The sequence below is a fragment of the Segatella albensis DSM 11370 = JCM 12258 genome, from assembly GCF_000426565.1.
Lineage (GTDB): Bacteria > Bacteroidota > Bacteroidia > Bacteroidales > Bacteroidaceae > Prevotella > Prevotella albensis.
On record NZ_AUFP01000006.1, the window covers coordinates 64394 to 78158 of the forward strand.

Annotated in this window: 13 protein-coding genes; 9 read left to right on the plus strand and 4 right to left on the minus strand. The window is 36.7% G+C overall.

Annotated elements, in window-relative coordinates; genetic code table 11:
* Positions 1–6: 6 nt before the first annotated feature.
* On the minus strand, positions 7–417 hold the full coding sequence (locus K333_RS0104495; RefSeq protein WP_024989604.1) for a SoxR reducing system RseC family protein: 411 nt from the start codon (positions 415–417) through the stop codon (positions 7–9).
* Between the two features lie 152 nt (positions 418–569).
* On the opposite strand from K333_RS0104495, the gene K333_RS0104500 reads away from it, so the two are divergent.
* Positions 570–1010, plus strand: coding sequence for a hypothetical protein (locus K333_RS0104500; protein ID WP_024989603.1), 441 nt, complete (start codon positions 570–572; stop codon positions 1008–1010).
* Positions 1011–1016: 6 nt separating this feature from the next.
* On the opposite strand, the gene K333_RS0104505 is transcribed toward K333_RS0104500, so the two are convergent.
* Together K333_RS0104505 and K333_RS0104510 are read right to left on the minus strand one after the other, a co-directional pair.
* On the minus strand, positions 1017–1871 hold the full coding sequence (locus K333_RS0104505; RefSeq protein WP_027452385.1) for a glycoside hydrolase family 25 protein: 855 nt from the start codon (positions 1869–1871) through the stop codon (positions 1017–1019).
* Positions 1872–1896: 25 nt separating this feature from the next.
* The gene (locus K333_RS0104510; RefSeq protein WP_024989602.1) at positions 1897–3540 is read right to left on the minus strand and encodes a diphosphate--fructose-6-phosphate 1-phosphotransferase; all 1644 of its coding nucleotides are present in this window, start codon (positions 3538–3540) and stop codon (positions 1897–1899) included.
* Positions 3541–3723: 183 nt separating this feature from the next.
* Between K333_RS0104510 and K333_RS0104515 the strand changes: the two genes are divergently transcribed.
* From K333_RS0104515 to K333_RS13435, 6 genes are all read left to right on the plus strand, one after another.
* Positions 3724–3999, plus strand: coding sequence for a hypothetical protein (locus K333_RS0104515; RefSeq protein WP_024989601.1), 276 nt, complete (start codon positions 3724–3726; stop codon positions 3997–3999).
* 4 nt (positions 4000–4003) lie between these two features.
* Positions 4004–4561 carry a 1-acyl-sn-glycerol-3-phosphate acyltransferase gene (locus tag K333_RS0104520; protein ID WP_024989600.1) on the plus strand — a complete coding sequence of 186 codons (558 nt, stop codon included), beginning with the start codon at positions 4004–4006 and terminating at the stop codon, positions 4559–4561.
* A 10-nt stretch (positions 4562–4571) separates the two neighbouring features.
* Positions 4572–7190, plus strand: coding sequence for a golvesin C-terminal-like domain-containing protein (locus K333_RS13295; RefSeq protein ID WP_202900232.1), 2619 nt, complete (start codon positions 4572–4574; stop codon positions 7188–7190).
* Between the two features lie 29 nt (positions 7191–7219).
* Positions 7220–7549, plus strand: a complete 330-nt coding sequence (locus K333_RS0104530) for a hypothetical protein (RefSeq protein WP_024989598.1) — start codon at positions 7220–7222, stop codon at positions 7547–7549.
* Positions 7549–9630 (plus strand): YgiQ family radical SAM protein, encoded by a 2082-nt coding sequence (locus K333_RS0104535; protein ID WP_051230877.1) that lies wholly within the window; start codon positions 7549–7551, stop codon positions 9628–9630. Before K333_RS0104530 ends, K333_RS0104535 begins: the two co-directional genes overlap by 1 nt.
* 274 nt (positions 9631–9904) lie before the next feature.
* A complete protein-coding gene (locus K333_RS13435) occupies positions 9905–10387 on the plus strand; it encodes a hypothetical protein (protein ID WP_238314327.1) in 483 nt (160 codons plus the stop codon).
* Here the strand turns inward: K333_RS13435 and K333_RS0104545 are convergent.
* Positions 10314–11525, minus strand: a complete 1212-nt coding sequence (locus tag K333_RS0104545) for an MltF family protein (RefSeq protein ID WP_024989597.1) — start codon at positions 11523–11525, stop codon at positions 10314–10316. The two genes, K333_RS13435 and K333_RS0104545, sit on opposite strands and share 74 nt — an antisense overlap.
* A 92-nt stretch (positions 11526–11617) precedes the next feature.
* Here K333_RS0104545 and hisG point away from each other — a divergent pair, with 92 nt between their 5' ends.
* Together hisG and hisD are read left to right on the plus strand one after the other, a co-directional pair.
* Positions 11618–12469 carry an ATP phosphoribosyltransferase gene (gene hisG, locus K333_RS0104550; RefSeq protein ID WP_027452388.1) on the plus strand — a complete coding sequence of 284 codons (852 nt, stop codon included), beginning with the start codon at positions 11618–11620 and terminating at the stop codon, positions 12467–12469.
* 2 nt (positions 12470–12471) lie between these two features.
* On the plus strand, positions 12472–13764 hold the full coding sequence (gene hisD, locus K333_RS0104555) for a histidinol dehydrogenase (RefSeq protein WP_024989596.1): 1293 nt from the start codon (positions 12472–12474) through the stop codon (positions 13762–13764).
* Position 13765 lies beyond the last annotated feature (1 nt).

Here is a 13765-nt window from a genome sequence, read left to right on the forward strand (position 1 = left end):
TAGTTATTATTCTATTTCAAAATGGATTCCTCTTTGAATTTTCTTCTTTGTGAGAAACAATACAATATAATAAACAGCTAGGGAACATAAGGAGGACAAGGCTGCTAATGGTTCGTTAGCTGTAAGTATTTTGATCGTAAAGAGAGAAATAAGCATAATGGTAAGAGGTAAAATATAAGCAAGAAAATCAGCCTTGAAAGCTACGGATTTTTTTGCGCTTATAACAACCTCGTCACCTAGTTTATAATTATGTTCTTTACAAACCTGTATATCAATCATCTTTTCCTTGGTATCAGAAGCATTACAGTGGGACGCTACTTTACATTCATTACATGCTGAATTTTGAAGTATTCTTACTCTGACAAATTCGTCACCAATAGTTTCTATAATACCCGCATGTTTTATTTTGTTGCTCATGTTGTTAAATTTAGGTAGTCGATTGGTAAGTCGACTTTACAAATGCAAAGATAATATTTTCTATGAAAATAATAATATTTTTTTGTAAAAAAGTCATGAAAACATTTTCTTAGTCAGAAAAAAAACTTATATTTGCATTAAAATCAAATCATATGAAAGCAACAGAACAAACTATCCAACAAATCGGGCGGTTTATTAATAAAATCGCTGAAAAATTCCCTCTTCAGGAAGAGATTAATATGCTTACTGATATTCATATCAGAGTATCACAAGATAATGGTGATATGATAGCGTATGATGACAATGATCATGAAATCACACGTTGCGTCATTGAACAGTGGATTGAATGTAAAGAAGAGGCTTTCTATGATCAGGTTTTACTGCAACTAAGAAGTAACTTTAAAAAGAATGCTAACACTGTGGATAATCTAGGACTACTAAAGCCTTATAGCTTTGTCCTCGAAAATGATGACTGCGAAAATATGGGAGAAATCTATATGGCTGATGACGACACTGTAATCATAGGTGGAGATATTATGCCTGATTTAGATAAAGATTTAGACAATTTTCTTTCCACCTTATTAAATAAATAAATCTCTTTATTCGCCAGCCATACATAATTTCTTCAGGTCGTAAAAAGAGCCATTGTAAATGTTAAAGTCTACATATCCCCTTATACCTGGAAGTTTACCTGCATCTGTGTGCTGCCAAAATTTCCAAGCTCCTTGGTATTCTATTTTATCTACATAATAATGTGCTATCCAATAAGGATAATCGTCGAATACTGGGGCACTTAGATAATTCATTTTAAACTTATAGTTGGTATACAAGATTGGTTTTACATGGTATTTATCTTCTACGATATGTAACCATGTGAGTACATCACGTTGGAAGTCTTCGACTTTCTGATTTATTGGCTTATGCTCGATATCTAAAACTGGAGGAAGATCACCACCTGTCAAATGTACCTTATTAAGAAAGAAATAAGCTTGAGCTCGTGGAGAACTCTTTAAACTCCAAAAGTGATATGCGCCACGAATAAATCCATATTCACGGGCATTATAAAAATTATTTCTGAAATTTGGATCTAACTTTGTAGAACCTTCCGTAGATTTGATAAACACAAAGCGAATAGGACAGTTGTTTATCATACCATGTTTTAGTTTGTCCCAGTCTATCTCGCCTTGATAATGGGAGATGTCGATACCTTGTATCTCATATCCGTTCGGATAGTTGACATCACCATAAAGTGCTCGCCATCTAAATCCTGTAGGACCAACAAAGAAATAATAAAATACCCAAACATAGGCTACAACAGTAGCTATACCTCCTAGCCACCATGCCCACCGAGGATATTTATGAAAAAAAGGAAAGGAACCATGAGAAATACTCTTAGCCCTTCTTCGAGAATTCGAAGATGACTTTTTCTGAGTATTTTTCCTGGTTCCTGACATTATATTATACTATTTATAGTATTACTTACTTATTCTGCTCTAATGCAAGAGTCTTGGTAGGCTGATCACATACATCAGCAGGACCCCAATACTGGATAGGACCTGGATATACATACTTAGTCTCTACAGCAAGCTCATCACGCATAGCAGCCCAAGCCTTGAATGGAGCGCCATCAAGTTCAACAAGAGCCTTACGGATAACTGGCTTCATTTCACCATTACGCTTCTCCATGTTCATCATCATTGTGATAGGCACACCACCAGCTTTCCAGTTGTCTGTAGTATCTGTAGTGTTCTTAACAATTGCCATGTAACCTGTCTTACCAGCAGCAATCAACTGGGCAGCTGATGTACCAAGAGCATAGCAATAGTCTGCATCAAAGTTAGAAGGAGCAGCACAACGACCCTCGTAACCGAAGAAGTGGTGCTGAGCAGCGAACTTGCCTGTAAACTTACCATCCTTCTTCCACTTATCAAGGAGTGCGCCAACCATATCGCTAAGTAACTTCTCTGTCTCGATAAGTGATACCTGAACGTTTCCGTGAGGGTCACGATCGAGAGAAAGCTGACGAGCAACACCTTCTGGTAAAGTCTCGAATGTAGCTGCATTTTCCTTAGAAAGGTGCTCAAGGATATACTTACGCTGAGCATCTTTGTCAAGATCCTTGTAATCTGCGCCATGAGCTGCGAGCAAGTCATTCAACTCTTGGATAAGACGACCAATAGCTGGGATGAACTCGATCAAACCTTCTGGTACAAGAACAACACCAAAGTTATTGCCCTTCTCAGCACGTTTTGCAACTACAGTTGCTATCTGCTCAACGATCTGATTCAAAGTCATATCCTTAGCCTGAACTTCCTCAGAAATCAAACAGATGTTAGGCTGTGTCTGAAGAGCACACTCAAGAGCAATATGAGAAGCTGAACGACCCATCAACTTAACGAAATGCCAATATTTGCGAGCTGAGTTACAGTCACGCTCAATATTACCAATAAGCTCTGAATATGTCTTTGTTGCTGTATCGAAACCGAAAGAAGTCTCAATCTGATCATTCTTCAAGTCACCATCAATAGTCTTAGGGCAACCGATTACCTGTACACCATACTTCTTAGCAGCATAGTACTCTGCCAATACACAAGCATTTGTATTAGAATCATCACCACCAATAATAACAATGGCTTTAATGTCAAGTTTACGAATGATCTGAAGACCCTTCTCAAACTGATCCTCTTTCTCCAACTTGGTACGACCTGAACCAATCATATCGAAACCACCAGTATTACGATAGTTTGCAAGGAATTCTTCTGTAATCTCAATATAGTTATGGTCTACTAAACCACCAGGACCCATCAAGAAACCATAAAGACGATTCTCTGGGTTCAACTTCTTTACTGTATCAAATAATCCTGAAATAACATTGTGACCACCAGGAGCCTGACCACCTGACAAGATAACACCGATGTTGATTTTCGCATTGTTAGCTTCTGTACCAGGTACAAACTCTATCAATGGCATGCCATAAGTGTTAGGGAACAACTTCTTGATTTCTTCCTGATCACCAACACTCTGAGTTGGTTTACCTTCACTAATCTTAACTGCACCTTGGAGAGCCTTTGGCAACTTTGGCTGATAAGCAGCTCTCTCCTTCTGCAATGCACTAATTTCCATAATTCTATTATAATTGTTAATATTGAAAGTTCTAAAAACCATGCAAATTTAACTTTTTTTTTCGAGATATGGAAACAAAAACAAGTAAAATCATTTTTTTAAGATATTTTTTCTCTTTATAATTGCCTATTTCTCCAAAAAATTACTATCTTTGAACTTGTAAACAATCTAAAGAGAAAAATTATGAGTAACAAAAGAGATCTAAAACGCACAATAAATTACATTTGCAGTGATTTATTTGCAGAGTGTGTAGCAGCTTCTTTGTATGGTAATCAAAAATCTTCTACAGAGAATACAGATGCTTTGTTAACTTCTATTTTATTAGTTCATAGTGATTATGTACGTAGAATTTCTCATCCTGAGCCTGGAATTCCTCAAAAGAAATTTTACAAGATATTAATTGAAGACTTCAATAAGCAAGTGAATGAACTAATCGATCAAATTGCAAATCTAGGTTAGATACATGGTAAAAGAGTTCTGTAATTGGGTATTGTACGAGAAACTGGGGTGGAAGAAAAATATTACAGTAGGTAATTATGACAAATACATTATTTGTTTTGCACCTCATACTAGTAATTGGGATTTGTTTTTAGGACTGCTCTTCGCTCATGCAGAAGGGATGACTCCTAATTTCCTGATGAAAAAAGAATGGTTCTTCTGGCCTCTTGGACCAATTTTCAAGAAAATGGGTGGTATCCCTGTATATCGCAGTAAACATACAAGGATGACAGAGGCAATGGCAGAAACAGCTAAGAAAAGAGAAAAGTTTGTGCTATGTATTACACCAGAAGGAACTAGAAGTCTGAATCCTGATTGGAAAAAAGGATTTTACTATATTGCCCAAGGAGCTAACATCCCCATTTTATTATATGGTGTGGACTATAAACAAAAATTGATTCAGTGCACCAAAGTGATAATTCCAAATGGTGACATAGAATCTCAAATGAAAGAAATCAAACTATATTTTAAAGATTTCAAGGGTAAGAAACCTGAGAAATTTACAATTGGAGATATTTGTTAAGGTTTATAAGTTGAACAAAAAAATTTTAGACAAAGCCTATAAGGCTTCTTTTTGGTGTGGATTACTTCTCTTTTCTTCTACTACTGCCACAGCACAGTATTTAGATGGAGACACGCATGCTTGGGGAAGCATTGAGTACAACGATGATCCCTGGGTGTTCCGTGTGTCTCGTAAAAATTTGATTACGGATGGGTTGTTAAACAGACATGTCGCAATATGGGCATCTCATGGACGTTATTACGATAATGACAAGGGCTTTTGGAAATGGCAAAGACCATATTTATTTGGAACAACAGAGGATCTATTTACTCAGACTATCGTTGTACCCTATTTGATTCCTATGCTTGAAAATGCAGGAGCTGTAGTTTTCACCCCAAGGGAAAGAGATTGGCAAAAGAATGAAATTATTGTAGATAATGATGATGCCACCTCTTCTTATTACCAAGAAACAAATAATGGTAAAAAATGGCAGAGTTGTGATTCCATTGGCTTTAGAAATGTCAACGGAATTCTACATGATGGAGAAAATCCATTTCAAAGAGGCACAGTAAGACAAGCGAAAACTTCAAAAAAGAAAAAAATAAGCACCGTTTCATATAGACCCAATTTCCCAGAATCGGGTAAATATGCTGTCTATGTAAGTTATCAGACGCTACCCAAAAGTGTTAAGGACGCCCAGTATTATGTAGTACATAAGGGTATCAGAACTGAATTTACAGTAAACCAAACTATGGGTAGCGGTACTTGGGTTTATCTAGGTACTTTTGATTTTGATAAAGGATATAGTGATGATAATCAGGTTATCGTCACAAATTATTCCTCTCATCGCGGTATTGTCACTACAGACGCTGTCAGATTTGGCGGAGGAATGGGTAATATCGAAAGAGGAGGCTCTATCTCCGGGCTTCCTCGTTGTTTGGAAGGAGCCAGATACTATGCACAATGGGCTGGCGCTCCTTATAGTATATATAGTGGACGACATGGTAGCAATGATTATGCAGATGATATCAACAGCAGGTCGCTAATGACAAACTGGCTTGCAGGGGGAAGCGTATATGTTCCTTCCCTGAACGGCAAGAAGGTTCCTATTGAATTGTCTTTGGCCGTTCATAGTGATGCCGGATATGCACCTAACGGGAAAGATATCACCGGAAGTCTTGCGATATGTACAACAGAATTTAATGACTGTGTTCTAAATTCTGGAATCAGCAGAATGGCTTCATACGACTTCGCTGAAGCTCTTTTAAAAAATATAAAAACTGATATCATTGCACGGTATCATACTTGGAACAATAGGTATCTCTGGGATAGAAACTATTCAGAAACACGTTTACCAGCTGTTCCTTCAGCTATTATAGAAACACTTTCTCATCAGTCTTTCCCAGATGTGAAGTTAGCACAAGATCCTTGGTTTAAATTTACAATAGCTCGTAGTATATATAAAACAATTTTACGATTTATAAATTCCAATCATGGTAAAGCCTATAAGATTCAGCCCTTACCACCCAAGAGTTTTGGTATTCATTTGGACGACAACGGAAAAGCTACTTTAAAATGGTCTGAGCAAATTGACCTTCAAGAGAAAACAGCAGTACCATCCGGTTATATTGTATATACATCTATTGACAATCAAGGATTTGACAATGGTACATACATTAATAGTTCTTCCATGTCTCTAGATCTACAACCAGGATTACAATATTCTTTTAAAATAACTGCCGTAAATTCTGGTGGAGAAAGTTTCCCATCAGAGACTTTATCGGCAACATACAACTCACTATCGCCATATAAGATATTGATAGTTAACAACTTCCACAGATTAGCTTCACCACAAGTTGTAGACAATGATAAGTCACAAGGCTTTGATTTCAATAAAGACGAAGGCGTAAGTTTTGGTTTGACAGCAGGATGGAATGGTAAACAAATTTGCTTTGATAAAAGAAGAATGGGAATAGAAGGCCCTGGCGGTTTGGGATACTGTGGTAATGAAATGGCTGGACAATTTATTATGGGAAATACATTTGACTATCCTGTAGAACATATAAAAGCTATAAAAAGCAATCCTAACTATAGTGTGACAAGTTGCAGTGTAGAATATCTTCTAAATCACAATATCGACTTAAGTCGTTATAACGTTATAGATATTATCTGTGGCCAAGAAAAATATGATGGTTACACACCTGAATATTATAAGACATTTACGCCAGAACTAAAGTCACTGATCAGTCAATATCAAAGTAAAGGCGGTAAACTCTTGGTCAGTGGATCGTATGTCGGTTCCGATATGTCTTTGCAAGATGATAAGGAATGGTTTAAAAATATTTTCCACGCAGAGCCTGTTGCTGCAGATTCTCTAAAATCTGATGGTAGAATATCAGGATTAGGGATGAGTTTCAACTATTATAATACATTAAACGACAAGCATTATGCCTCTACCCATTCGGATATTCTCATGCCCAACGGAAATGCAATCTGTGCAATGAAATATAGTGATGAAAATCCTGCTGCCGTTGCATTTAAAGACGAAAAATCATCAACCTTTGTCATGGGATTCCCGTTTGAATGTATAAAATCAGACAATGACAAAAAAAATATAATGCAAGGTATTTTAAATTACCTATTGCATTAAATATTTAACCCTTTTATAATTTAAAAATTATGTATAAAATTCAAGCAAATCAATCAGGTACAAGAAGCATCGAAGTTTCAGACGCTCACCTACAAACAATAAAGAAATATCACCTATTCAAGAATCTAGTTGATAGTAATGGTATCGTAGATGAAGAAACTCTAGATAAACTAAAGTTCAACGTTCGCTCTCTTTTGGAAGGAAATACAGAAACCAATAAAGAATTATTGGATTTGTGTTTGGATGTTATCTACAATAATAATATGAAAGCTTTAGGTTTGCATAATCTGGCATTGTTATATGCAGATTGGAATGCGAAGATTCAAGTGGAAGATACTAACTCATCAGATATAGATTAATGATGCTGACAGATTTTCTTCCTACAACAAGAAAAGAATGTGAATTAAGAGGATGGGATCAATTAGATATCATCCTTTTTTCTGGTGATGCCTATGTAGATCATCCGTCCTTCGGCGTAGCCGTTATAGGACGTACATTGGAGGCTGCAGGATATAAAGTTGCTATCGTCCCCCAACCTGACTGGCATGGTGATTTCAGAGATTTCAAGAAACTAGGTCGTCCACGACTGTTCTTTGGTATATCTCCTGGATGTATGGATTCTATGGTTAATAAGTATACGGCAAATAGACGCTTACGTTCCGTAGATGAATATTCGCCAGACGGAAGACACGACTGCAGACCAGAATATCCGACAATCGTATATTCAAATATTCTAAAGAAATTATACCCAGATGTTCCTGTTATCTTGGGTGGTATAGAAGCATCTATGCGCCGATTGACTCATTATGATTATTGGCAAGACAAATTAAAGAAATGTATTCTATGTGAATCAGGAGCTGATATCATCAGCTATGGAATGGGGGCTAAAAGTATCCTTGAAATAGCAAAGAGATTAAACTCAGGACAAAGAGTACAGGACTTATATGATATTCCACAAATCGTCTATCTCGCCAAAAAAGCTGATATATATAATGGCATAAAAGAGGATGATATTATTCTACATCCTCACGAAGAATGCCTAAGAAATAAAAAAGCAGAGGCCGAGAATTACAGGCATATCGAAGAAGAATCAAATAAGATTCATGCTCAGAGACTATTACAAGGTGTTGATGGTAAATATGCTGTAGTAAATCCGCCTTTCCCTACCCCGACGACAGAAGAGCTTGATGCAACTTTTGATTTACCATATACAAGGTTACCTCATCCTAAATATAAAGGAAAAAAGATTCCTGCATATGAAATGATAAAATTCTCTGTGAACATTCACCAAGGATGTTTTGGTGGTTGTGCATTCTGCACAATATCAGCTCACCAAGGCAAATTTGTGGTATGCAGAAGTAAACAAAGTATTCTTAATGAGGTAAAAAAGGTTATCGCTATGCCAGACTTTAAAGGTTATCTGAGCGATCTTGGTGGTCCTTCTGCCAATATGTATGGAATGCATGGCAAGAACCACAAGGCATGTGAACATTGCAAGCGTCCTTCATGCATTAATCCACAGGTATGCCCTAATCTAATAACGGACCATTCTAAATTATTAGATATTTATCATAGTGTTGACGCATTACCTGGCATAAAAAAGAGTTTTATTGGAAGTGGTGTTAGATATGACCTTTTACTGCATAAGAGCAAGGATGAGCATAGTAACCAAGTAGCAAGACAATATACTCGGGAATTGATTACAAAACATGTAAGTGGACGTCTGAAGATAGCTCCAGAACATACTTGCGACAATGTCCTCAGACTGATGAGAAAGCCTTCTTTCAGCCAGTTCTATGAGTTTAAAGCTATATTCGACAAGATTAATAAAGAAGAGAATTTGCGTGAACAGATCATTCCATATTTCATCAGTTCTCATCCAGGGTGTCGACCTGAAGATATGGCAGAACTAGCCGTTATAACGAAAGACTTGAATTTCCATTTGGAACAAGTTCAAGACTTCACACCTACACCAATGTCTATATCTACAGAGACTTGGTACACAGGATATGATCCATATACTCTAGAACCGGTATTCTCGGCAAAAACTCCAAGAGAGAAACTTGCTCAAAGACAATTCTTCTTCTGGTATAAACCTGAAGAGAAAGCAAATATCGTAAAAGAACTCAAAAAGATGAACCGTGAGGATCTGATTAAAAAACTTTATCCAAATGGCATCGGTAATATACACTCTTCTTATGATGAAAAGAAAACCGGAAGACGCAGTAGAAATGTCAAGGCACGATACAACGATCGTCCTGTAGGTTCTGTTTATGAGAATCCTGGCGTTGAGAGTGATAGTCACTCAGGTTCCGGATATTTCAAGAATAAAAGAAAAAAAAGTTTTAATCCTAATTTTGATAATGAAAATCGTAGAAAGTCTGATAATCGGCAAGAAAAACAAAGAAACATGCGAGGACGGAATCGTCGTAACAGATAATTTTATTGCGGTTATAGATGGCTCAACAAGTAAAACTCCCGTTCGAATATCTCCGGATATGAAGAACGGGAGATATTGTATGTTATTAATATCCCAATTTATCGAGAACATGCGAAAGGATATTAATTTAAACCAATTTTGCAAAGAAATAACTAACGAAATTCTGTCTATTTATAAGCATACACCTGGTGGAATCATTGATCATGAATCTCATCCAGAAAAAAGATTATGCGCTAGTTGTATAATCTATTCCAAATACCAAAAAGAAATATGGATGATTGGTGATTGTCAATGTATGGTAAATGGAGTTTATTATGATAATAATAAGCCAGATGAAGAAAGAATTGCTAAAAAACGAGTTGATTTAATAAAACAAGGCTATTCAGCTAATTCTGCCAGACAGATAATTGTTCCTGAATTAGTTAAGTCTATGGAAGAGGGACAGAACAAATCTTATTCCGTCATTGATGGCTTCAATATTTTTATGCCAGGTATCAAAATCATCAAAGCATCAGGGGAAATCATCATGGCCTCCGACGGCTATCCATTTCTAAAGGGAACACTGGCTGATAGTGAGAGATTACTTCAGACACATTTGCATAACGACCCACAGAATATTGATGAATATATCGCAACCAAGGGACTAGTAGATGGTAATGTGTCGTTTGACGACCGATCATATATCAGATTCTATACCGATTGCGATGACGAGCCCTGTGAGGAACCTTACTTAAAGGAGAACCGCCAAAGCCACTGACAGTTCCTCCAGAGGCGACACCACAATATTGCATCCATCTGGCACGTATTCTATCTACATAATCAACTGTTTCATCACCACGCATATATCCATACTTAACAACAGGATCATTATAATATTGAGGAATTCTCAGTTTTAAAATAAAATCTGCAACATTTCCCCAAGAATAAGGATCACGGCCATACTTTCGGCATAAAGCCATAGCATCCCTCACATGATTATAGCCACCATTATAACTTGCCAGAACATAATAAATTCTTTGTGAAGAGTTAGGTATATCAGTAAAATATCCTCCTAGTTCTTGCATATATTGAGCTGCAGCTGCAATATTAGCTTCAGGATTATGAATTTCACTCATTGGAAGTCCTAGATGGTTGGCCGTAGAAGGCATAATCTGCATCAAACCTAAAGCTCCAGCCCACGATCTTGCATTAGGATCAAAGCAACTTTCCTGATAACACTGTGCAGCCATTAGACGCCAATCCATACGAGCTGCAGGAGCAAACATCTGGAAATATCTATCATATTTTGAGATGATTCCCTTTGATTTATTTAGCATTGGAGAATATACATGCCGCTGAATGCTTCTGCTACTCAACAAATAGTTTTCTTCTTGTTTAACTTGAGCAATAAGATTAGGAGTAAACCAACTATTCAAGGAATCGGCCAATTCAGTATTCCCTTTCTTTACAGCCCATTGCGTATGCAAAGAGTCAGTACCTACCCCACAAAAATCTAGTTTACTAACTTCTGTTCTCGGCAATTTCTTTTTAGGTAATTCAAATGCAATGACATCACCCTCATTATTCATGAGTTTCTTAATTAGATCTGTTGTATCTTTGCAAACATTCACTCGAACAGACACACCAATTTTTTGCGCAAACTTTTCCGCCAACAGATAGTCTGTTCCTAGACCTTTTCCACGATAGTCATAATAAGAATCAGGTCCAGATAAAGTCAATACAATAATCTCACCATTATTGACAATATCATTATAAGAAAAATTATCATCAGAAGATATTGAATCCTGATCTGTATTAATAGTTTCTCCCCACGGAGTTACAATAGCTTCTTTCTTTTCACGACAACCCGTAAAAAGTAACAGAAATGCAATTATAATATATAAATATGTCTTCATATCCTTAATTGGCTACAAAAATACAACTTTATTTGCAAATATGATAGAAAAGCCTTACATTTGCAATGTTTTATAAGTAAAAAAGAGATTTTATGTTACGAATAGCTGTTCAGAGTAAAGGTCGTCTATTTGACGACACAATGAATCTGCTTACAGAAGCAGACATCAAAGTGAGTGCGTCAAAGCGTACGTTGCTCGTTCAATCAAGCAATTTTCCTCTGGAGGTTTTATATCTTCGCGATGATGATATTCCTCAAAGTGTTGCCAATGGCGTTGCCGATATAGGCGTCGTTGGTGAGAATGAATTTGTTGAGCGACACGAAAACGCCCAGATTATCTCACGTCTCGGATTCAGCAAATGCCGTTTAAGTTTGGCTATCCCTAAAGAGATAAACTATACTGGATTACAGTGGTTTAATGGTAAAAAGATAGCGACTTCTTATCCAAATATCCTCAATGGTTATATGAAAAAGAACGGCATTTCTGCCGATATTCATGTAATCACAGGTTCTGTAGAAATCAGCCCTGGAATAGGACTTGCTGATGGCATTTTTGATATTGTAAGTAGTGGCTCTACCCTTGTGAGCAACAATCTACGAGAAGTAGAAGTTGTCATGAAGAGTGAAGCACTTCTTATTGGCAACTGGAATATGGATGAGGAGAAACATAAAATTCTCAATGAGATGCTTTTCCGTTTTGAGGCCGTTCGCTCTGCACAGGATAAAAAGTATGTCATGATGAATGCTCCAAAAGACAAAATACAGGATATAACGAATGTCTTACCTGGCATCAAGAGTCCGACGATTATTCCATTAGCCGATGAAAATTGGTGTTCTATTCATACCGTTTTAGATGAAAAGAGATTTTGGGAAATAATTGGTAAACTTAAGGAATTGGGAGCACAAGGTATTCTTGTATCACCAATCGAGAAAATGATTTTATAAGAATGAAAGTTATAAAATATCCACAGCAAAAAGATTGGGATAGTCTTGTTCAACGTCCACATTTAGATGTCACAAAACTTAACGATACAGTAAAAAAGATATTAGATGATATTAAGTCGAATGGCGATAAGGCTGTATATCAATACGAAAAGAAGTTTGATGGTGTTGATTTAGATTCGCTTATTGTTTCTGATGAAGAAATCAAAGAGGCAGAAACATTGGTGAGCAACGAATTAAGAGATTCTCTTGTTATCGCTCATGAAAATATTTTGAAGTTTCATCAATCACAATTGTTTAAGGGTGAAAAGATTGTTACTTCAAAGGGAGTATCATGTTGGCAGAAAAGTATTCCAATCCAAAAGGTCGGATTATATATTCCAGGAGGAACAGCTCCTTTGTTTTCTACAGTATTGATGTTGGCGACACCTGCAAAAATTGCAGGTTGCGAAGATATAATTTTATGTACACCACCAGATAAATCAGGAAAGGTTAATCCAGCAATCCTCGTTGCTGCAAAAATTGCAGGTGTGAATAAGATATATAAAGCAGGAGGTGTCCAAGCCATTGGTGCTATGGCATACGGAACAGAAACCGTTCCTAAAGTATATAAGATATTTGGTCCTGGCAATCAGTATGTTATGGCAGCCAAGCAACAGGTTAGCTTGCACGAAGTTGCTATAGATATGCCTGCAGGTCCGAGTGAAGTTTGTGTCATCGCCGACCAGAACTGTAACGTTGAATTTGTAGCAGCAGATTTGCTTTCTCAGGCAGAACATGGCATTGATTCTCAAGTTATATTAATCTGCACAGATGAAAATACATTATATAATATTGAGAAAAAAGTAGATTCACAACTACAACGATTACCAAGAAAAAATATTGCACAGAAGACCTTAGATAATTCAAAATTCGTTTTAGTTCATGACACGAATGAAGCCATAGAATTAAGCAATAAGTATGCACCGGAGCATTTGATAATTTCTACAGATGACTACGAATCATTAGCAGAAAAAGTGATAAATGCAGGTAGTGTCTTTTTAGGTAAATATGCTTGTGAAAGTGCTGGTGACTATGCAAGTGGCACGAACCATACTTTGCCTACCCATCAATATGCATTAGCATATAATGGTGTCAATCTTGACAGTTACAATAGAAAGGTGACTTTTCAGCATCTAAGTAAGGATGGAGTTCGTTCCATTGGAAAAGCCGTTGTATGTATGGCAGAAAATGAACAACTGGAAGCCCATGCAAATGCCATGAGACTAAGAATAAAGGATATTAATAGTTCAAATTAAA